This window comes from Microvirga sp. CF3062, from assembly GCF_036314045.1.
GTDB lineage: Bacteria > Pseudomonadota > Alphaproteobacteria > Rhizobiales > Beijerinckiaceae > Microvirga.
This window is the reverse complement of sequence record NZ_JAYGGN010000005.1, coordinates 163,844-185,483: the sequence shown is the minus strand read 5'-3', so window position 1 is coordinate 185,483 and position 21,640 is coordinate 163,844. Positions and strand designations below refer to the sequence as shown.

The following is a 21,640-nucleotide window of genomic DNA, read 5'->3' as shown; positions in this document are numbered from 1 at the left end:
CGCGGGATCGACAAAGACAGATCCACTCAGCTCCGGCGAACCACATCCCGTCGTACCGGATCGCGCCGCACAATGTCCTGTGTTCCGAGCGAGCGGTTGGTGAGATAGGTGAGCGCTTGCGAGGTGCTGTCGACCTGATCATCGTGTCTGCCGTTGGGGAAGGCCAGCAGCTCGGCGATGTAGTCCCCGAGCCAGGGGGCCTCCCGCGGCAGATACACTTGGCCCCCCTCGAAGCGGGCGGACTGCGCCAGGAGGCGGGCCTGCTTGTCGAAGCGCGGGCGCATCCGCAAAGCCCGCAGCTCACCGGAGCGGCGCAGGTCCTGCTCCAGGGCCCGTCCGAGCTCAGTGTCCTCGATCAGGGTGGCATCGGCATTGTGCCTGGCACTGAGCGCAATGATCTGCCGGCGCAGGTCCGGGCTCTCGAACCGGCCGTGCACCAGATCGATCAGGTAGTAATCGAGACCGACCGCACCCCAGACGGTGCCCACCGACCAGTCGCTGGTCTCCTCGAGCGTCGAGGCGGTATCCCAGGACACGATTACCCGGTCGAAGCGTGACGGGGCTGTCTCATAAAAGCGCAGCCAGTCGCGGCGGATGACGTTGCCGTCGGCCGGCACCGGGTTCTGCTGGTACTGGGCTGCAAACAGCAACGAGCCCTGCACCCGGCGGATGGCCTCCAGGATGTCCAGAGGCTCCCGCTCCTCGTGCAGCACCTCTCCGGCCGGGCGGATATAGACATCGTCCGGATCATCGCTGAGCTGATAGGCTTTCGTCTCGGTCGCAATGGCCGGGATGGATACGACCTCCCACTCCTCCTTGGCGAGCACATGGCCGACGAGGTCGTCCTCGTGCAGACGCTGCATGACGATGACGATGGCGCCGGTCTGCTTGTCGTTGAGGCGAGTGGAGAGCGTGTTGCCGTAGAACTCCGCCACATGGCGACGTCCGGCCTCAGAGAGGGCATCGATGGCTTTGATCGGATCGTCGATGACGATCAGATCGGCGCCCCGCCCCAGCACGGAGCCGCCGACACCGGAGGCAAAGCGGTAGCCCTGCAGGGTCGTGGTGAGCTCCAGGTTGCGCTGCCGTTTGGCTGTCAGCTGCAAGGCCGGAAAGAGCGCCCGAAACCAGGCGCTCTCGAGAACGGTGCGGGTGTCGATGGAGAGCTTGCGGGCAAGCTCTTCGGCATAGGAGACGCAGATGATGCGTCGTGTGGGATCGTGTCCCATGGCCCAGGCGACAAAGGCGATGGAGACGATGATCGATTTCATGGATCGCGGTGGCATATTGATAACCAGCCGCCTCTTCTCATCTCGGAGAACCCGTTGGAGCTGCCAGCAGATGTGACGGATATGCCAGTTGTCCAGATAGACCGTCACGGGTTGTAGGAGAGCAAAGACCTTCTGCACGAACGAGGACAGATCGTTGCGCAGAAGGGCCCGGAGAAGGCGTGCCTGATCAGTCATCGTTCCCCTCCTCATGCGCAGGAGAACGCCGTGTGCCGACTATGCGCTTCCTCCAGCGACCGAGAATCTCCTCGTCCTCCTCCTGCACCGGATACTCGCCTGATGTTTGTGAGCCACCGAGCGAGGTCCTGTCCATGTATCGCATCAGAGCCAAGCCGACTTTAGCATCATTGAGAGCTTTGGCAGCCAACGACCGCACTAGGGCATCACGATAAGGCACGACCCGTCGTTGACCCTGCTCGCTAATCGTAATCGGCTCGTCCATCATCGCTGAGAGCGCTTCATCTAAGGTCGGCTCTGTCTTGCGCGGACGTCCGTTGGGATTGCCGGACTGCCCCGGCTTGAACTGCGTTGCCTTGGGAGGTTTGCCGTAGCCCACCGGATAGGTGGCAGTGGGGCGGCGTGAGCCGCCCCCATTCTTTTTCTTCGCCATCGAAGCCTCCCTTACGCTGCCTGCACGGCATCAGCCGCATCAGCCGCACGACGCTCGGCCAGTTCCTGGAAGGTTAGTCCCGTCTCGGCATGAACGGCCGGCTCGCCGGTGAGGACCTCCATCATCTTGACGGCAACGTCGCAGTAGAGTGGATCCAGTTCGAGGCCGTAACCGCGCCGTCCCGTCTTATGAGCCGCGGCCAGAGTCGTGCCGCTGCCCACCGTCGGATCGAGCACGATGTCGCCGCGGCTTGACACATCAAGGATGCAGTCCATAATCAGTGCTGTCGGCTTCTTCGTGGGGTGACTCGCAAGAGCCTCGTCCCGGCCTCGGCCGAACTGGGCCAGTCCCGGAACCTGCCATACCGTCGTCCTCGACCTTCCGAACTTGCCGAGTTGAACATGATTCTGGTGAGGTGCGCGCCCGTTCTTCCACACGGTCGCAAACTCGCTGGCACTTCGGTACAGCGACCCCATCCCACCTGAGCCCTTGTCCCAGGTGCAGATGTTCTTGAGCTCAGTGAACACGGAACGCCCTGCAGCCAGCATCGGATAGAGGCTGCGGAAATCGACGAAGCTGAAGAGAATGGCGCCGTCAACCGTATGCTCGGCCAACTGCCGGAAGATGTCCGTGAAGAAGGCCTGGAGTTCCGGCTCATTCATCTCACCGGCCCCCATGACGAAGTTTTTGTGCTTGTGTTTGCCTAAGCCGCTGACGTGGCCCTCGATCGCGCAGCCGTAGGGAAGATCGGCAGATACCACATGAGCTTTCTCGCCGGCCATGAGGGCTGCATAAGCTATGCCGTCTCGCGCATCCTCACAACTCAGCCGGTGCCCTCCTTTGAATAGGAAGAGATCGCCGCGTCGGGTAACCGGGGCAATACGAGGATCGATGGCAGGCAGCTCGTCGGCTGCATCAGGCTCATGAGGCGCATCTGACGCCATCATGAAGTAGTCGATCTGTGGCGTGTCGAAACCTGTGAGTGGCGCCAAATCGATGTCGAGACTGTAAAGGATCTCGAACTCTTTCTTGAGCGCTCCTTCGTCCCATTCGGCAAGTTGCGGTAAGCGGTTCAAGGCGATCCGCAGCACGCTCTGCTCAGCCTGTGTGAGACGGCCCAGCATCACGGTCGGAATTGTGGGCAGTCCCAGCTCCTGCGCGGCCTGCCAGACGGCATGTCCGTCAATGATCTCTCGATTAGAAGAAATCAGGATGGGAACGATCACGCCGAAGCGCTCGATGTTAGCTTTGAGCTTGGGCAGCTTGTCTTTCTTGTGCTGCCTGACTTGACGGGATGCAGGGTGAATATCGCTCGGCGCTAAGTATTCAATCTTGAGCGGATGAACCGGCAGAGAAGGTGAGTTGGAAGGTACTTGATTGGTCGGGTTTACAGCAGGACGCACGCGCGTCCTTACTCTTGTGTCGCTCGTCATCGCGATCATCCGTATTTAGCAGGCAGATGAAAGCTCGGGCGTGGATACAGCGGCGATCAAGTCACCCCTGCTCGTTGCTCGACTTATCTGCCCCTCTCGAGCTTCAAGCTCGTACGGACTGCCGGAGGCGGCATCTGATCACCGCCCCCTGTAAGCACATCTGTATGTATAAATACCTACTTTGTCAAACAACAATCTCTCAATTTATCCACAACCCTATGCCTGATCCTTTGTATATTTTCTAGTATACTATAATTAATATTTAAATAGTTAAAATAGAAATATTCTACAAGAATTTTATAACGAATATGTACTGATACTATTTTTTATTCATAAAAATCATATACAAGACGGACCTAAAGCTTACCCTTTTTCGCTTGAGTAAGATTTGTGCTCGTTCGTTGACCTTCCTGGGCAAGGGCTTTGCTGCGGGCCAGAAATATGATGTTTGAGGATTGTTCCAACAGCTACGCTAGTAACTCCGCCATCACCTGCTCCCGGACTGTCGTGCAGATATATCCCTTGACCGATCTAAGACCTTATCTCGGCCCTTTGCTGATGACGGGAGCCGGCCCGAGCACCGACGTCGGACTACTTGACGCTATTTCGCAGGAACTTCCGGGCATGGTTTGGCCGACCGGTCAGAATCGTCTGATTGTCGATCCGGGGACCAATCGATATGAAAATGGACTCGTACTGCGATGCTGTATCTATCGTCGAGAGACAACCCCCTCTTGGGCACCGTCAGGCACATTACAGGATACCATCTATGAGCTGATCGTTGTGGCTGTCAAAGGCCCGCATGTCGCCGTTTGTGCGTCTGAAGCTGCGATACGCGATCGTATCGCCCGAAAACTGACCTCGGCTCACCCTGTGAGCTCGGAGCTTATAGAGCGGAGCTTTGTCGGAACCAATGCCAATGCCATGTGGCTGAGCGGCATCCATATCCCAACTTCAGTCAAGGCTACGGCAAAAGCGCTCTTAGGACCTGCACTTGAAGATGCTTTGGATCCCTTAGGGGATCAGAGCTATTTCTACAAAGCCGTGCGCACGACCGTCCCTATAGACATGGCGGGTGTGCCCCGACCGACCGTCATCGGTGCGTCGCCTGAACACGGTAGAATTTGGCTGAACCGGCCCGGCACGTGGGACGTTTTCGTTCGGGAGCTCGAAGCAATCCTGGACCACATAGCAAATCCTCCACAACCGCAGAAGGGCTTCCGAGCACTCGCTCAACGTCTGAATACTCTATCCGGCGTCAAAGACGCTTATGAAGTTGCGATTGTCCCAACCGAACTTCTCTCCGAAATGGACGACACTCTGCGTGATATGGCTCAGACTTGGGCGTACGAAAGTACCTTTAAAGTTAAGCCGGGCGCCGGTGCCTCTCTTATTGCTACCGTTTGGGTTCAGGGTAAAATCATCGGCGAGATGGAACTCACAATCACGTTCGGGAAGAAGGCGATCATTGCGCATCAATGGATTAGTACACCGCCGGCCGGAGCCGATAAGCGAGACGAATTTGCGGACATTGTCCTCGGCAAAGGCTGGCTCAAAATTTATTATCAAGACGGCTATACGATTGCCGGCGATCAAGTCTACCGCAATGGCTGGCAGGATCAGCCCTTTGACTGGGAATTCGTCGACCTCACCGGCTACGCTGTGAAGGATGAGAAGCCGAAGCCGCATAGCGGTAAAACGTTGGCTGAATGCATCGGCGAAGCGAAAAAAGACGGGACGATTGATAACTCGCTATTCGGATACGTCGTCCGTAAAGCTTTTCCCAAAGGATGGTTGGCCAGCGATGACGGCTCGATGGAGCTTGCGGATTTTATCCACATCGATCCCGCATCGGAAACGGTAACGCTGATTCATGCAAAAGGCGCCAAAACCAACGGCGTCCGCCGACAAGTTTCTGTTGCGAACTATGAAGTCGTTGTGAGTCAGGCTATTAAAAACCTTCGCCATCTCGATCGTGTCATTCTGGCAGACGCGCTCGATTCCGGCAGTAACAAGAAGATTGCTCGGGCGGTCTGGTATGACGGAAAGAGAATTCCGGATCGAAAAGGAATCATCGCAGCGGCACGAAAATTGGGGTCGAACTACAAACGACAGGTAATAGTCTTCCAACCTCAGCTTACGCAGAAAGAGCAAGCTGCATGTGTAGGACCAAAGCCGACTGCCAGGGGCGACCGGCTTATTCGAATGCGGCAGCTCGACACCTTGATGCTCGCAGCACGACTGTCTGCCCGATCAATAGGAGCAGATCTGATTGGTTGGGGCGACGGTTCTCCGTAGCGTTTCGCACAATTTGTTAAGGCGAATGTTAGAGTATCAATCGAGTAGAGATGAAAGATGCGGAATGGTTACCTCCAACACTCTGCACAGCCTAATTGCAAAGGTATCTCGACATTTTTCATGCTGGAGCTATGCGCAACCTATCCCCGCCTGCGAATGCCTCCGATAGCGCGCTTGACCTCTTGCTTCCACTGCGCATTGTCCGTCAGGGAAGAGCGTGTCACCTTTAACTTGTTGCAATCGGGAAAGCTTCTTAGAGCAACCTTGATCCCATCGGCCAAATTTTCCTTCAGCCACGGGTTCAACCTGATTTGCTGTATCCAGGACAAATCGATATCAATGTTTGGCAAATCTGCTTCGATTTCATGCCCCCCTTTAAAGGCACGGAATTCCTTTTCGTCGCGAAAGCCCCACCTTTTCAGGTAAGGGAGTCTTTTCAGTTCAAGACGCCCGAGCTCTTTAAGCTCCACTAGCTTCAAATACTCGACTTTTCCGTATTGGAACTCCTCTTCCTGAAGCTTCTTTATCAGCAGCTCCTTCGAAAATTCAATGCAAACCCCTTCATTGTTGCCTGCAAATACCTGCCAGTGATGGAACGTCTCTGGCGTCTCAGTGAAGCATAGAGCATGGATTGTGTCGAAGCCCCTACGCTTGCGATAATACTCAAGGTACTCGGTATCATTCTTGTCCTGCCACGAGGAGGGACTGAGAAACGTCAGCTTCCTGCGGAACAGCATGTCCATCGCGGAGCTGAGCGAGGTGTATCTCTTCAAGACTTTGGTCTTACCGCTGGCCAAGGGTGCACTCCCTCTTCTCAGATCTATGCTGATTATTCTGTTGCCAGAACTTAAAGTCAGCAATGCTCTTCTCGAATTATGTATTCAGTAATTTTCCATCAAGCCCAACAGACTTTACTGCTAAACTTTAATAGCATGAACGAGATCCATTAATTCCACCAACTAACGGTCGTCATTTCCTTATGGGCGCCATGACGATCAGATTGATTCCATGGTGCCGTTCTTAGGCGCCATCCATGACAGCGACATGTTCTGGCCGAACATCCGCGAGCTTTAAAGGGGATGCTGGAAACATTACGCTGTATAGTCCGCGCCCACGATAAGGGTGCGGGCCCCGCTGGGGCTGTGAATCGAGCTTTGAACTACGGGCTTTAATGCTCCAACATCGCACGGCTATCCATGCTGCGAGTGACCTCGAACAGAGCTTGGCCAACCTGATTGAGATTAGATACCCGCCTTACTTCATAGATGAGATCGCCACTTCGCGACGTCAGGTGTCTCACGCGCTCCAAACCGTTCCAAAGCCCGTCGCCCTTATGACAGAGGTAATAAAGCTGGTCGATACTAAGCCACCATGTCGACATGGCGAACCTGAAGAGGGCCCGGTCCGGAGCGTCCGAGCTTGCGTCGATTATGCTGTTTAGGCTCGCGTTGAGGCGCTTCAGTCTCTTGTTCATTCGGATGATGGAAGAGGCGGCATTGGGGTGATCGGCGCTCAGTTGCGTTCCCGCCAGTCTCTCGATCAAACTTATCGTAAAGCTGCGATCCTGCAAGGATCCGTGATCGAAAAGGCTTACGCAGATCTTTTCAACGGGGCGTCCGTTCAACCTGAGGACTTGCCCGTCACGGAAGACGATCTCGCCTTTGGTTCTGAGAACCGCCTCATGGCGAGCAACTTGCTGAAGGAGTTTAAGGAAGCTTCCTTCAAGGTCGTTCAGGACATGAAGCGTACTGCCGCCCCGGGCAGCCGTCGTGAGCGGCTTCTTCGTACACTCTATGAGAAAGATTCGATCTGGAGTTTCGACGGCGATATCGACCTCAAAATGCTCGGAGCGTTTCTCGCCATCATAGATTCCGTTCACGATCGTTGGAGAAGCGCCGAACTTCTCTAGTGTCTTTGCGGTAAGACGCTCGAGAGCGCGTCCCATTCTGTTTTCAAGATCGTCGTCAGCCTCATCCCGCATCAGGGAATAAAGGCGTTCGCAGAAAGCCCGTGCAGCAATGCCGGTAGGTTGCAAGGCGTACTCGTTCGGTTTCGTCCGGATAGCCGGGTAGAGCGTGCTCGTCCTTTTGGCATTGTCCGATGGTGTACGATACCCGCTGTTCAACTGCTCAGCTGAAGCGCCGATCAATTCCAGAAGCCTGCTCGCTTCAGCCGGAGATAATGCTGTTGATGTAAGGTCTAACGGCTTGATCGAAACCAGCATACTCGGACGCGAACGAGTCAAAAGACGATCTGCAAGAGTACTCCAGGTCGTCTCCGGAACGAACGGGAACTTGCAACCCTCTTCATGCAGAGCGCTCAACCACATCGGCAGAAGCGATTCTGCCGCAGCTGGCTGCCATTGCGGAAATGCAAAGAGTTCGTCGTAGATGACGCTGTCGTAAAGAACACCGGAAACCGATGCTCCGGAAATGCTCATGTTCTCGAACGAGCTATGCGGCTCTACATCGAGAGCCGCAGCCATAGACCGAGTCAAGTCTTCCATCGCTTGCAGCACCGATTGAGGATTGACCTTTGTCGGAGGAGCGTCAAAATGCTTCAATGCAAGGGTATAAATATAATGCCACGGCGTTCCGGACTTTGATCGTTCGTCGAGCATGGTCGGCGTCCGTGCGTGAAGTAACGAACCGTCATGCACCCTTCCGACTTGCTGCATCAGGCTGAGAAGGGCGTTGGCTGCATATGCGCCACCCACGTTTTTAATTTTCTTCTCAATGCGAGCGCAAACCTGTTCGTATCCTCGGCTGGTCAAGCGGCCGCCTTGGCCATCGACCCTGATGGTATATCCCTTCCGACTGAGAGTTCGAAGAGCATCGGCTACCGCTGCTTCGCGAGTATTAGCTCGAAGCGAATGTCGGAAGGTCGAGTGGTTCAAGGAAGTCGCTGCAGCATCCAATGCTTCCTTCCATGCCACCACGTCGGAGATCGGTCGGCAGCGATCCATGCCGCTTATGGCTTCAAAAACCTCCCAGAGAAGAAGCCACTGTGCTATCGATGCCCGTTCCAGGTGGATTGCGGTTTCCACGATCTTCCGCAACCGGAATATTGCTTCTATCGGCCATCCACCTTCCGGACAAGACAATGCTTGTCGCACCCTCTCCCGGCAAGTTTCTAAAGCTTTAGGATCTGTTTCTGAATGTGAGGGGTCTACGCTGATGCGAGCACAAGGCTTCTCTGAGAGGTTGAGAAAATCATCAAGGCTGGATGGAGGGAGAGATCGGTACATGCGCTACGTGTTCTGACGAGAGATGCAGACGAGAGAGGCGGCTTCACCGTAGTTAAGGCGCCACCTTAGGCTCACCATCCTCAACTCCCTTTCGAAACCGTCCCGTCGCGATGGGATCGAGCCGGTCAGCCTGATCTCTGGCCCACTTCGCCCATGTCCCGAGTTTGGCAGCAGAAAGAGGGTCGGGTGAAGACGCATTCGCTTTTTCCACGGCGCTGACGTAGGTACGGATATCATTGGCCTGCTTGAGAGCCGCGGCCTCGCCCAGCAGGCGATCGATGCGGGCCTTTTCGAGCTGGACCAGCCGCTCGCGCTCCTTACGTTCGGCTTCCTCATTGCGCTTGCGCTCCTCTTCCTGCAGCTGGGTTCTCCTCTCAAGGCGCCACTTATAGCTCCACTCACAGGCCTCCCGGTACTGGAGCTCGCCGGCGACAAGCAGTTCGACGACGATCGCCGTGAGGTGGCTCTCCACCGTATCAGCATCCGAATCCTGCCAAGCGGCTCGCGTGCCCTCGTCGTATCGAGTCGACTTGATCTCGAGCCGGAGTTCGCTCTCCTTGAGTTTGGGATGCGCCCTGCCGCGATGGGGTTGCGGCCGAACCGCCGGTCCCTCGAGGGTGAAGCCGACATGCTGCTCGCCGACGAGCACCCCCAACTCCAATGTCTCCTTGCCTCTCAGCGACGGCTTCGCCCCGGCCCGGGCGAGCGCCAGGAAGAGGCTGTTGAGGATGCGCAGCCGACGGCGCTGGAGAGGCGTCTCGAACAGGGGAGCATCCCACGGAAAGGAATAGGACGAGGCCCGCTGCCTCTCTCGCCGACGCTCATCCTCCGCGAGCAGATTGGCAATGAGCGGATGCGTATGGGTCTTCGAGACCCTGACCGTTCCGACCAAGGGCTGAATACGCTTACGCAGGTCGTCAACGGCTTCTTCGAAGGCGGGCGGCGGGGGAACTGGTCCGAGGATTTCCCGATCGGTCGGCCCGGGATTCCAGGAATAGCGGTTGCCGCCCACGAACACCTCGTCCGACATGCCGATCCCGCGCGGCGGCAACGCAATTTGAGTCGTTTGCTTGCCCGCCTGCCGCTTGGCCCAATAGCCCAGTCCGGGCAACGGAATGTCGGCTTTCCGGCAAGCTTTCCCTAACGCCACGTCGGACACACCGAAACGGGCTGCAAGCGTCCGCATCGGCTCCGACCAGACGAGGTCGTACAGCTCGGAGCGTTTGAGGCGGTGCGGCATATCGATTTTCCACAACTACGTTGCTTCAGAAGCTTGGCGCCACAACCTTAAGTAATATCCTCGGATTCCTGTCAACAGGGTATCCAGAAAGACCGATCATGCGCCGATTTTTCCTGCCTCTCGCCGGAGCCGCTGTCATCGTTGCAGGTATCGCAAGCCTCGCAACCGGTAGCACCTCGCTGACGATACTTACAGCAATCGCCACTTTTCTGGGAGGCGTGCTGGCCAGTGGGCTTGTCCGAATGGCCGGTGGGCCGAATGTCGAAATTGTATTCCTGGTACAGGCCGGTAGCCGCTATGTCCGTATCGACAACAAGGCCTACGGCGATACATTGGAGCCCAAGGTTTTCTTCGACTTGGTCACCCTTCAAGAGGGCGGCGCACGAAGGCTGATCGCGTCCAAACCGATCACTCTTGCCCACCTTCCGAGACGTCCCACGGGGAGTAAGCACTCATCGACATTCGTTTCCGTGCCTGATCCTATTGCATCGATGTTCATAGGCCCCGAGATGGAACTCGTAATTGGTGTTACATCTGTCCATAAGAACACGAATTTTCGCGGGCTCGTGACTAAGACAGTTTCGTTTTCGGCGTTCCAAGCGGGAGCGCTAGCTGATGCAGAGGAACCAGCGGCAGCTTAACCTAAAGAGGACGTTTAGATGACGCTGGCTTTTGCAAGGAGTAGACCTGAGCAGGGCAGACTTACCAGGTCCGCTTGGCGCCCTTTGCGGACAGAGACTTTACTTGCAGCCATAACCGAATGCGGCCGGTCAATAAGTTAAGCCGTTCGTTCGCCTGCCGAAGAATGTCTGAGTTGCCCTCTCACGTCAGTATGCCAAAGATCAATCGTGGCCTGCCGGTTGTTGGAGCGCCGCGTGTTACAAGGGGAAAAAATGTTTGAATTCAGCTGGCCGCTATTCGGCATGCACATCGCCTTAGCTGTCGCTCTGTTCTTCCTGGTCAACTGGATCGGAAGGCACGCCATCGATTTCGGCTATATCAGTACAACCTTGTTTGAGGAGCCGAATGAGAGTGTAGCTTTGAATTTTTTCATTCGCGCGCTCTCACCGGCTGTTTTTATCATTATCCTTTCCGCTATCTTCGTTGCACTGGGGCTACCTGTCCTGCGGCTCGGAATAGTGATGGTGGCTCCGTACTACTATCTTGTACGCGTCGGAGTGATCTTCCTGTTCAATCGCTACAACTTGATAAGTTGGCCGAGATATCTAGTCCATGCTCTCGTCGGCATAAGCGCTGCTGCGCTGGCATACCACTATCTGATCGTACCTAATCGCTCTCTTATCCCAAATCTGGAGACCGCCGGGAACGAGTTGTGGCTTGCAATTCTCGCCTTTCTGTACGCCGTTTCAAACAAGATACCGCTTTCAGGTGGACCTGGAGCACGTAGACGAAATAGCTTTGTGACAAAACACTACATGACAGCTCGCCGCGAATTCGGCGATCTCATCAATAGCAAAGTGACCGACGATCTGCTCAAGCTCGTGGCGTACTCTGTCCTTGTCTACGAGGACTACTGTCGGCCCCCTGCAATCCGGGCCCTGGAACGACTGGCTTGGTGGAAGCAAAATCGAACAACGGGAATTTTGCAGGTGTCGGCGAAGGATGCGCTCAGTGATGAGGAGAGCGTCAAAAGAGGCTTGGATATCCTTCTCACCTCTTAGGGGAAGTACGCAAGTGAGGAAATGTACTTGCGGGTTAGGTCCACCATCGCAGACTACAACAAGGATGAAGACTACATAAGCAGAGTTTTTGAAGTGATGGAGATCCTTGCAGAGCGTGCGGATCCTAGTTTCAAACCTGCCTACAGTCGCATGTTCTCTGAGTAAACAAGCGATGGCTGAACGCCAAACTCCCATGAACCGGTTTGATTAAGCTCCCAATATGCCTTCTCTAAGTGCCGTGCGGCTGTGTGCATTCCATGCAATTGAACAGTGATGAGCGTACTACAATCGCCGCAGAACTTGAGGCGATAGCCGAACGAGCATTGTCTGATTTGGCAGAACGTATTCCTGAAGATCAGAGCAATAGGTTTTCCATATTCGTCGAAGCGACGCGCGTAATCGACTACTGTAGTGTCTACCAAGAGGTCGCGCCAGAGGACAAGCGGCTGTTTCAGCCTACGTTCGATTTGATCCAGAGTGGGTGGAATCTGGCAGCATCGCTTCTTTTCACATCTCTCCACATCTCTCCACATTCCAGATGCCTTTCCGCTTAAGAGAAGTACTCAAGTCACTCAAGAGTATGCAACAGAATTGCTTTACTGGCTTGGCTGCTGTGTACTATTGCGTCGGGCTGCTGAGATGGTGCGTTGTGGCATTCTCCGTGTTGAGAGAAGCGGAGGCGGATATCGGCTGCAAACGACCGACAAAGCTATCGCAACGCAGTTCTTGGACAGGCTCGAGTTTCAACGCCTTGAGGCTTTGGAAAAGAGCATATGGGGCGGCAAGTCCTTCAACCCGCTGGAGCATTGGAAGAGGTCCGATCTCCCGTCCCTGATGCAGCCTCTGATTTACCCTTGGGATTCTGGTGCGGGCATAATGGCATCGTACAAGGCATTGCCAGAGGTTGATGCCCACTTCTTGGCTGAGGCGGCTCATTTCGTCCGTATTGCCCAGAGTGACGCCGGAATTCACCCTGACTTGCGCTTCAATGAGTTAACTGGCGAGGTTCTTTCAGGTGTTGCTGCCTTCGTTGCCAGTTTTCACATGAAGCATGTGACCTTTACGTTACACGCATGTGAGCAGTTGCCAGAGGTCTCGCCGGTCCAGAGTTTGACGATCTGGAAACCCCGCTCTGAACTGATCCAGTCTCTTGTCGATTACTCAGGGCTTCCTGAGCGCCTTGCGTCGCAGGCACTGGATGCTCTGTCAGTGAAGACAGGCGACACCGAGTTGTTGGCAAAACATACAACGCCGTTGCGTCCACTGCTGATCGACTTGGGTAATGGAATGGACCTAAGGCCGGTAGCGAGTGTCATGCGCAATCCGTTTCATACGGTTCGTACAATCCAAGAATGGCGTGACCCAACAATTCGGAATCGGATTTCAGAACCACGCGAAGACTGGATGCGCGCTGACATCTACGGATTGTTCCAGGGCGATCGGTATCTGCGAGTAAATGGAAACATCAAGGTCCGTAAAGAAGGAGCGATTGCAACAGATGTTGATGGCGCAATACTGGACCGCACGTCTGGCGAACTGGCGCTGTTGCAGATCAAGTGGCAGGACTTTTACACAAATGATGTGCGGCAGCTTCGTAGCAAGGCTAAGAACTTCGTCCAAGGGATGGACGATTGGGCATCTATCGTCGAGGAATGGCTTACTCGCTTGTCCGATCTTGGGCTAAAGCAATCCCTTCGCCTTCGAGACGTAGATGCACCTAACATCACCAAGGTTTACCTTTTTGGAGTCGGAAGGTCGGGTGCGAGGTTCAAGGGATATGGTTTTGAGACTAAGCATCAAATGCTGGCTCTCGCCAATTGGCCGCAATTTGCAAGGGCGCGCTACGAGGTCGGACCAACTGACAATGTTTTTCAAAAGTTGCACGCTCGGCTGAGGCTTGAAATGGAGGATCATGTTGAGCCAGAACCTGAGCCCATGTCAGTAGAGCTGTTTGATCACGAAATTCACTTCGCCGATTTGTGGAGCAAGCACTTGGAGGCTTGATTGCTTAGATGCAAGCAGATTCACGAAAGCGCTACAGTTTCTAAGAGGATTGTGTCGATCCGCTCCATAAAGCTGTAAGATCAATATCTTACGAACTGTCCATTGGAGATGTTTGTACCGCTATCGTGGAGCTGGATTACCGGATGCCGTTGGCAGCTGAATCGTATCGATATCGAAGTTTCGAATCCCGCGCGGTCCGGCAGTGCGATATAGGTCATGATTGAGTTGAGACCTTTCGCTATGCAGATGACACGCCTTGAGCTTTATAAACGGGTTTGCGACAAACCTCTCAGCAAAGTCGCACCGGAGCTCGGAATTTCCGGCACGGCGCTGGCAGCTATCTGCAAACGCTATCAGGTTCCTTATCCCGGGTCGGGGTACTGGACTCGCAAGTCCCTCGGACTTCCGGCAGAGCTGCCTACGTTGCCGGAGGCGTCTGATGAAACCATCGATCTCATACCGTCAGTCGCTAAGCCGCGAAAAAAGCGAACGTCGGAAGAAGGATCCGCGCGCAAGACAAGGCCCGTCGCGAAACCCCATCGTCCGGCACGCCACCCGCTGCTTTTTGGTGTCGAAGAGCATTTTCGAAAAACACGAGACGCTGAAAATGGCGAATTCCTCAGACCCTACAAGAGAATCCTGCCGGATCTGATTTCATCAGAAAAAGCGTTGCTGCGCGCACTCTCAATCGCTAACGACCTATACTTGGCGCTCGACGAACAAGGATATCGAGTTCACATCGCTCAGGCTGCCGAAAATCTGCATCGCATCCATGTTAGGGAACAAGAGGTGGAGCAAAAGGATCGCAGATACGGCCGCTACGGCTCAGGACGCATCTGGGCTCCGGACCGACCGACTGTCTTTTATATCGGCACGGTACCAATTGGCCTCGCTCTCACGGAGATGACCGAGCGAGTGACGATGCGGTACCTCGATGGTGATTACCATCGGGAGGACAGCGCCCTCATACGTTCAGCCAAATCGTGGCAGCTGACGAACTCTTGGACAACAGAGCAGGATATGCCCTGCGGGCGCTTTCGGGTCGTTGCCTACTCACCCAAAAAAGGCGTCGATTGGTCTGTCAGCTGGCAGGAAACGGAACAGCAATTGCTTGGCACGCTGATCCCAAGAATTGTCGAGACGTTGAGGGCCTCCAAGAACAATCTGCGACGCCTCATGGACGCCGAGGATGCTGCGGAGGCGAAGAGGAAAAAAGAGTGGGAAGAACAGTGGGAGCGCTATGAAAGGCAGGAGGATGCCCGCAAGACGGCTCAGGCTCTCACCGATAGCCGTCAACAGCTTGCGGAAATTATCGAGAGATGGGGAAGAGCCATGACCGTCGAGCGCTTCTTCACGGATGCGGAAGAACGTCTGAAGAGTACGAACGGCGAGCGTCGGCACCGCCTAGAGGAGCGTCTGACGCTCGCCAGGGCGATGATGGAGAGTGTAGATCCGCTGGATTTTATTGAAATGTGGGTAGCGCCGGACGAGAGACACCGTTCAAAATTCTCTTAGAGTTTAATAAGCTCGTGCCAACGATCTTATTGTGTTCGGAGGCCTTGAACCCCGTCGCTATGTGATCCGCCAGATGCCTGATGCCGATCTGTCAGCTCCCTGTTTCTCATGAGGGGAATGGAACTTGCGATCATGCTGCACTGTTGCAGAAATTCACTAGCCGATATTTGCTCCCGATCCTATATTCGCACTTATAGGCCTTTCAATGGCCTGAAAATTCGAAAGGGCACAGCCATGACGATGACATGCTGCCCGGTCAGGGCCAGAAGCTGACCATCACCTGCCTCTCATGGCACTGGAAGCTTTGACGCACGCCTGAGCGAACACACGCTTTGGGCGCAGCGTCCCTTTCGAAGATAACTCACATGGGCAATCCCATTTCTGCGGGCGCCAATCGGCGCGTCCGCCTTTTCACTTCGCCGCAATCCTGGATCGAAGGAGCGGCAATTCGCCAGCTGGAACAGCTCGCCGACCGCAAGGGCATCGAGGCGGTCTCCGGCATGCCGGACCTCCATCCGGGTATGAACGGTCCGGTGGGCTGCGCCGCTCTCAGCCGAGGTATCGTTCATCCCGACGTGGTCGGAACGGATATCGGCTGCGGCATGCAGTTCTGGTCTCTCGACCTGAAGGAGCATCGCCTCAAGCTCGACAAGGCAGCAGACCGCATGCTGGCTCTAGAAGGGCCATGGGACGGAGATAGCAATAGCCTGCTCGATGAGCATGGGATCGACGCGGGTCTCTTCGCGCCAAGCCTCGGCACCATCGGCGGCGGCAATCACTTCTGCGAGGTTCAGGCCGTGGCCGAGATCCTCAATGAAGACGCCGCCATGAGAGCGAGGATCACTAAGGGTGGTCTCTACATCCTGGTCCATTCCGGTTCGCGCGGGCTTGGAGCGTACACGCTCTCGCGCCATCATCCCGGCCATGCTCATGGCATCGCTCTGAATGAAGGAGGTCTCGCCTATCTGAACGAGCACGATATCGCTCTTCGCTTTGCGGCCCTCAACCGGCGCGTCATCGCCGAGAGGGCCATGGAGGCCCTACGCACAGAGGGCACTGAGATCGTCGATGCGCCCCATAACTTCGCGGAGCGTAAGGGAGACAGCATCCTTCACCGCAAGGGCGCGGCTTCGTCCAACTGCCCTCTCCTGCCCATCCCGGGTTCGCGGGGAGCGGTGACCTACCTGGTCGAACCGCTCGCCGCGCAGGCGGAGGGTGCCTTGTTCTCGCTCGCCCATGGAGCCGGCCGCAAGCACGACCGCGCCTCTATGGAAAAGCGCGTGAGAACGCAGGCCGGCGATCTCGACAAGCTGACGCGCAATGCCTTCGGCGGGCGCGTCATCTGCATGGATCGCAAGCTCCTCGTGGAGGAAGCGCCTGAGGCTTATAAGGACATCCGCCGCGTCGTGGCAGATCTTGAGGCGCACGGGCTCTGCCGTACGGTTGCGATCATGCGCCCGCTCATCACCTTCAAGACAGCGCGGGATGCCTCCCGTTCCAGTGAACGGAGGCACTCATGAGCACGGTGCTTCTCTGCGTGACAGCGGGCCGCGGGCCCGCCGAGTGCCGCGAAGCCATGGCGCATATCGTCGAGCTGATGCGGGAGGAGGCAGCCGAACACGGCCTCGCCTTCGGCATGGAGATGGAGCACGGACGCGCCTCCACCTTCGTTTCCATCGACGGTGAAGCCGCTGACGCTTTCGCCCGCTCCTGGGAAGGGTCGGTGCTGTGGGTGGCCCGGAGTAGCCTGAGACCGCGGCACAAGCGGAAGAACTGGTTCGTCTCGGTCAGCCGTCTGCCTCAGCCTCCTCAACTGCCGGAGATCAAGGAAGCGGAAATCGCCTATGAGGCCCTGCGGGCTGGAGGCCCGGGCGGGCAGCATCAGAATCGGACGGAAAGCGCTGTTCGTGCCACTCATCGCCCTACGGGGATCTCGGTCGTCGCACGCGATGAGCGCTCTCAGCACCGCAACAAGGTTCTCGCTGTCGAGCGCCTGCGGGCGCTCATCGCCGCCGTGCATGAGCGGGACCGTAATGCGGCGCAGTTCCAGCAATGGCTGGTCCGCATCTCGGTGGAACGGGGCAATCCGGTCCGGACCTACGAGGGCGGCGAGCTCGTCAGGTGGCTGAGAACTAAGCGGTGAAATCTAGGAGGCCGGATCTGGTATCCGGCCTCCCGACCGGAGCAGTAGCGCAGCAGAGATTCATATGGAGCAAGTGGTGGAAATGCCTGATGCTGATGCGCCGTTTCCCTGTTGCTCACGAACTTTTCCCTGTTTTCAGATCCAGGGAAACCATCGTCAAGTACCGGTCTGTCTTAGGTTTTTAGAACCAGGTGCTGCCTTACTGCCCAGAAAACCGGCTGCATTCCCTGTATTTTCCGGCGGAACAGGCAAATGGATGGGGAGACTGAGTCGTATCGGACTACGCCCACCACCAAGCCTTTCTTGAGAATTTAGGCGGCTTTCCAACTCGCAGTTTTAACAATCGAGTAAAAACGTCGGCGGAAGAAAGCTCTTATCAACCGCACCTAGCAGTCGGCACAACGGTGTCACAGCGAATGCAACGAGCGCTCCACCCATCTCAAGTAGCGTCCGGCCGGGCTCCGGTTGCGCGGGGTCGTCCGGAGTATCGGGTAAGGGTGCCTGCCGCTTTGCCAGAATTTGCGGCGTTTACCTTGTGTCTTAAGGCTTTGGCGATACTATGTTGCTATGAGTTCTTCTGGGTCAAAGATCCAGATCAAAGGACATAACAATGGCTCTGACGGGGCGTTTTAATCTCCGGAAATCTTTTTCCGGACGGATCATTTTGCAAGTTGAAGAAGAATTAGAGAGCAAATGGGGGCTCTTTTCACAAAAGCCCAAGTTCCGCAGGCGCTGGAGGGATGCGAAGCCTATGGATCTGCCAGCGACTGAATTGCGTTCGCTGATGGATCTGCGCAACCGTCCGCATTCGTTCATGCAGGCCTTCGAGCCGACACTAGTGGCCCGTCCATTGGCTCATAAGACGGATCCAGTCCAGTCAACAGTCGCCAGTTCTGCCTTACCTGGCGAAGAGAATGCGGCGACAGCGCACTGACGAGTAGCCTGCTCACCTGAGATAAAGTGGTTGGGCTTCGCCTCTCATCTTAGCATCGGTCCCGCGCTCCCGCGGGACCGACTTGCCGCATGTCCGCTCACGCCCCGCAGCTCTCCAGATAGATGCGTGCCGACTTGAGGGCCGCCTCACATTGAGGGGTGTTGCCGAGATCGCTTTCAGGGGTGGTCTGGCCGGTCGAGACGTTCAAGGCTGTGGTCACCACTCAGAGGAGTTCGGCTATGGTACGATCGGCAAGCCTGGGCAGCGAGGCCTCGGCGCGGTTCTCACATCCATGATCACGGCTTCCCGTCGGAACCTCGGGTGACTGCACCCGGTTAAAGCCAAGGCACCCTTGATAAGACCACGCTCGCCCTGAGGGACCAAACATGCAAGGCGATGGAGAGAGCAGCAGTGCAAGTTTTGCGGCCCGGTCATACATGCTGGCGTATCGAGCAGGCCGACCGCGTTGCCCTCATCGTCGATGCAGCCGACTACTTCCGGGCTGCTCAGTCGGCCATGCTCAAGGCGCAGCATTCCATCCTCATGATCGGATGGGATTTCGATACGCGCATCGATCTCGACCCCACAGACCAGACAGATGAATATCCCCGGCGGCTGGGGGCGTTCCTGACGTGGCTTGTCGAAACCAAGCCGGATCTTCACGTCAACATCCTGAAGTGGGACCTCGGCATGGTGAAGGCCCTGGGGCGGGGCACAACCCTCTTCCGGCTGGCCCAATGGGCTTGGCATGAGCGCATCACCTTCAAGCTCGATGGCGCCCATCCGCCCGGCGCGGCGCACCACCACAAGATCGTCGTGATCGACGACGCTGTCGCCTTCTGCGGCGGCATCGACATGACAGGCGATCGCTGGGATACGTCGGAGCACCGGGACGACGATCCCCGCCGTCGCCGCCCTTTCACGCGGCGTGCCTACGGGCCTTGGCATGACGCCACCACGGCGGTCAGCGGAGCGGCGGCCAAGGCTCTTGGCGACCACGCCCGTGAGCGCTGGAAGCGAGCCTCGGGAGAGGCCCTGGCGCCGCCGCCTGCCGGCTCGGATCCCTGGCCCGACGGATTGCCCGTCGACATGGCCGACGTGGCGGTCGCGATCGCCCGGACCATCCCGGCCTACGACGCTCAGACCGAGGTGCGCGAGATCGAAGCGCTCTACCTCGCCGCGATCGCAGCCGCTCGCCGGAGCGTTTACTTCGAGAGTCAATATTTCGCCTCGCGGGCCGTCGCGGAGGCCATTGCCCGACGCCTGGGTGAGCCGGACGGACCCGAGTTCGTGATCGTCAACCCTGAATCGGCTGAAGGCTGGCTTGAGGAGGAGGCCATGGGCTCGGCGCGGGCCCGTCTCCTGGCCATGCTCCGGCGCAGCGACCGCTTCGGGCGCCTGCGGGTTTATACGCCCGTCACGGCAGGCGAGCAGCCGATCTATGTGCACGCCAAGATCATGATCATGGACGACCGGCTGCTGCGGGTGGGGTCATCAAACCTGAACAACCGCTCGATGGGCTACGACACCGAGTGCGACCTCGCATTCGAGACGGATGACGACACGCCCGTAGCCGACGTGATCCGGAGCTTTCGGGCCAGGTTGCTGGCCGAGCATCTCGGTGTGTCGCCGGAGCAGGTCTCCGCCACCATCGCCGAGCGGCGTTCGCTGATCGCAGCGATCGAGGCGCTCTCGGGACTTGGGCGCTCTCTTCGGCCGTTCGATCCGCCAGACATCAACGATGCCGAGAAGGCACTGACAGATCACGAACTCCTTGATCCGGAGCGCCCGCGTTCCCTCTGGCACGCCCTGTCCCGGCCTCACCTGCCCATCCTCAGGTGATGATGAGCATCATCACGCCCCGCGGCTCTCCAGATACACACGTGCCGACTTGAGAGCGGCCTCGCATTGAGGGGTGTTGCCGAGGATGCTTTCGGGAGTGGTCTGGCCGGTCCAGACATTCAGGGCTGTCGAAACAACCCATAGGGGCTCGGCCACGGCGCGATCGGCCAGCCCCGGCAGCGAGGCCTCGGCGCAGGTTCTCACATCCGCAATGACCCCCTGAGGCGCCCCGGCCTGCGCAAGGCGCTCGCTCATCTCCGCCTGGATCGGATCGACGATCAGCAGGCTGACGAGGGAGGCTAGAAGTTCTTGAAACATGGTCATCTCTGTGCCGGTGGCCGGATCGGGAACGATCCGACATCACGCAAGAGCCACCGCTTCCTGCGTCAGAGGGGCCCGGATCAGGGGTCTGTCTGAAACGTAAGCACGAACCGTCGCCGTTCAAGATCGGGACGGAGCGGATGATGCCGCGCGTCCCTTTCCGAGGCGCTCCTGTCGGAGCAGCATCCGGATCCCGATAGAGGAATTTCTATTTAAAACGCGCTCAGATTCCTATCGCGGTGAAGCAAGTTCACTTGGCTCGCCTCAATGGCTCTATTCTGGTGCCGGAGCCTCAAAGTTGCCGCGATTGGCCCTGTATGAGCTGAGCTACACCGAAGTGATTTGCGGATCGAATCGTCAGCCTCATGAGCTCTTCACCTCAGTCCCGAAACGACTTTGCCTTTCCTTGGTCTGCCGACGATCAATCGCGCAATGAACTCATCGAAAGACTCGAACAGGTCTACAGGCTGTGCCATCTGCGCTGGAAAATCCTGGAGCAATACGGCGAGGCGGCGCGCCCGGTGCTTCGCTGCATCGGCAAGACACTCGATCAAACGGCTCTGGCCACCGCGTTGATCGTGCTTCCAAAAGTCTTTGCCGAATGGGACAGGCTGCGTCCCATCCTGATTTCGAATGCACGGACATTGCTTCCCTTCGTTCCACTGGTGAAGACCGCAGAGGACGAGGCCCTTGAACAGGACCCGATCTGGCAACTCCTGGGGGAATTCAAGGTGCTCGCGCCCGACCATCAGGACAAGGCCGCCAAGAACTTGGCGCTCCTGTGGGGGCACTTCGAGGATACCTTCGGAGGCTTGAGCGGCTTCCTGGCGGAGGAGCAGACCGAGCAGGCACTCTACCTCGACAAGCTCGATACGGCCTCCCGGCGCATGAAACTTGCCCAAGGGTCCAATGTAGCCTTTCACTATGTCACAGTCGAAGTGATGCGGCTTTATGTGATCTGCCTGCAGACCCGGCGCTCGGATCGCGCTGCCCTCTCGCTTGCGACCTGCGCTGCCACTCTGATCAATCGCGGGCGCATGATGACACCGGCGATCACCCACCAGGCTACGGCCGCCTAGAGA

At 56.9% G+C, this 21,640-nt stretch carries 18 protein-coding genes; 10 read left to right on the top strand and 8 right to left on the bottom strand.

The window, feature by feature from the left end; translation table 11 throughout:
• Positions 1–26: 26 nt before the first annotated feature.
• The 3 genes from terL to VB618_RS11080 are packed head-to-tail and all read right to left on the bottom strand — an operon-like array spanning position 27 to position 3,332.
• Positions 27–1,466 (bottom strand): phage terminase large subunit, encoded by a 1,440-nt coding sequence (terL, locus tag VB618_RS11090; protein WP_329796706.1) that lies wholly within the window; start codon positions 1,464–1,466, stop codon positions 27–29.
• Positions 1,459–1,899, bottom strand: coding sequence for a DUF5681 domain-containing protein (locus tag VB618_RS11085; RefSeq protein ID WP_329796705.1), 441 nt, complete (start codon positions 1,897–1,899; stop codon positions 1,459–1,461). The genes terL and VB618_RS11085 overlap by 8 nt, the downstream gene beginning before the upstream one ends.
• Before the next feature lie 11 nt (positions 1,900–1,910).
• Positions 1,911–3,332: a site-specific DNA-methyltransferase gene (locus VB618_RS11080; protein ID WP_329796704.1), complete on the bottom strand. Its 1,422-nt coding sequence runs from the start codon at positions 3,330–3,332 to the stop codon at positions 1,911–1,913.
• Positions 3,333–3,956: 624 nt separating this feature from the next.
• On the opposite strand from VB618_RS11080, the gene VB618_RS11075 reads away from it, so the two are divergent.
• The gene (locus VB618_RS11075; protein ID WP_329796702.1) at positions 3,957–5,630 is read left to right on the top strand and encodes a hypothetical protein; all 1,674 of its coding nucleotides are present in this window, start codon (positions 3,957–3,959) and stop codon (positions 5,628–5,630) included.
• 140 nt (positions 5,631–5,770) lie between these two features.
• Here the strand turns inward: VB618_RS11075 and VB618_RS11070 are convergent, their stop codons facing one another.
• From VB618_RS11070 to VB618_RS11060, 3 genes are all read right to left on the bottom strand, one after another.
• The gene (locus VB618_RS11070; RefSeq protein WP_329796701.1) at positions 5,771–6,427 is read right to left on the bottom strand and encodes a DUF2971 domain-containing protein; all 657 of its coding nucleotides are present in this window, start codon (positions 6,425–6,427) and stop codon (positions 5,771–5,773) included.
• A 371-nt stretch (positions 6,428–6,798) separates the two neighbouring features.
• Positions 6,799–8,676 (bottom strand): hypothetical protein, encoded by a 1,878-nt coding sequence (locus VB618_RS11065; protein ID WP_329796700.1) that lies wholly within the window; start codon positions 8,674–8,676, stop codon positions 6,799–6,801.
• A 253-nt stretch (positions 8,677–8,929) separates the two neighbouring features.
• Positions 8,930–10,117 carry a hypothetical protein gene (locus VB618_RS11060; RefSeq protein ID WP_329796699.1) on the bottom strand — a complete coding sequence of 396 codons (1,188 nt, stop codon included), beginning with the start codon at positions 10,115–10,117 and terminating at the stop codon, positions 8,930–8,932.
• 98 nt (positions 10,118–10,215) lie between these two features.
• On the opposite strand from VB618_RS11060, the gene VB618_RS11055 reads away from it, so the two are divergent.
• From VB618_RS11055 to VB618_RS11025, 7 genes are all read left to right on the top strand, one after another.
• On the top strand, positions 10,216–10,758 hold the full coding sequence (locus VB618_RS11055) for a hypothetical protein (protein ID WP_329796698.1): 543 nt from the start codon (positions 10,216–10,218) through the stop codon (positions 10,756–10,758).
• A 207-nt stretch (positions 10,759–10,965) separates the two neighbouring features.
• Positions 10,966–11,799, top strand: coding sequence for a hypothetical protein (locus VB618_RS11050; protein ID WP_329796697.1), 834 nt, complete (start codon positions 10,966–10,968; stop codon positions 11,797–11,799).
• 477 nt (positions 11,800–12,276) lie between these two features.
• A complete protein-coding gene (locus VB618_RS11045; RefSeq protein ID WP_329796696.1) occupies positions 12,277–13,803 on the top strand; it encodes a hypothetical protein in 1,527 nt (508 codons plus the stop codon).
• A 240-nt stretch (positions 13,804–14,043) separates the two neighbouring features.
• On the top strand, positions 14,044–15,318 hold the full coding sequence (locus tag VB618_RS11040; RefSeq protein ID WP_329796695.1) for a hypothetical protein: 1,275 nt from the start codon (positions 14,044–14,046) through the stop codon (positions 15,316–15,318).
• A 365-nt stretch (positions 15,319–15,683) separates the two neighbouring features.
• Positions 15,684–16,838, top strand: a complete 1,155-nt coding sequence (locus tag VB618_RS11035) for an RNA ligase RtcB family protein (RefSeq protein ID WP_329796694.1) — start codon at positions 15,684–15,686, stop codon at positions 16,836–16,838.
• Positions 16,835–17,461: a peptide chain release factor H gene (gene prfH / locus VB618_RS11030; protein ID WP_329796693.1), complete on the top strand. Its 627-nt coding sequence runs from the start codon at positions 16,835–16,837 to the stop codon at positions 17,459–17,461. Before VB618_RS11035 ends, prfH begins: the two co-directional genes overlap by 4 nt.
• 610 nt (positions 17,462–18,071) lie before the next feature.
• The gene (locus VB618_RS11025) at positions 18,072–18,395 is read left to right on the top strand and encodes a hypothetical protein (protein WP_329796692.1); all 324 of its coding nucleotides are present in this window, start codon (positions 18,072–18,074) and stop codon (positions 18,393–18,395) included.
• Between the two features lie 97 nt (positions 18,396–18,492).
• On the opposite strand, the gene VB618_RS11020 is transcribed toward VB618_RS11025, so the two are convergent.
• Positions 18,493–18,615: a hypothetical protein gene (locus VB618_RS11020; protein WP_329796691.1), complete on the bottom strand. Its 123-nt coding sequence runs from the start codon at positions 18,613–18,615 to the stop codon at positions 18,493–18,495.
• A 191-nt stretch (positions 18,616–18,806) separates the two neighbouring features.
• On the opposite strand from VB618_RS11020, the gene VB618_RS11015 reads away from it, so the two are divergent.
• Positions 18,807–20,237, top strand: coding sequence for a phospholipase D-like domain-containing protein (locus VB618_RS11015; RefSeq protein ID WP_329796690.1), 1,431 nt, complete (start codon positions 18,807–18,809; stop codon positions 20,235–20,237).
• A gap of 12 nt (positions 20,238–20,249) precedes the next feature.
• Here the strand turns inward: VB618_RS11015 and VB618_RS11010 are convergent, their stop codons facing one another.
• Positions 20,250–20,555 carry a hypothetical protein gene (locus VB618_RS11010; RefSeq protein WP_329796688.1) on the bottom strand — a complete coding sequence of 102 codons (306 nt, stop codon included), beginning with the start codon at positions 20,553–20,555 and terminating at the stop codon, positions 20,250–20,252.
• Between the two features lie 368 nt (positions 20,556–20,923).
• Between VB618_RS11010 and VB618_RS11005 the strand changes: the two genes are divergently transcribed.
• The gene (locus VB618_RS11005) at positions 20,924–21,637 is read left to right on the top strand and encodes a hypothetical protein (protein WP_329796687.1); all 714 of its coding nucleotides are present in this window, start codon (positions 20,924–20,926) and stop codon (positions 21,635–21,637) included.
• Positions 21,638–21,640: the final 3 nt, after the last annotated feature.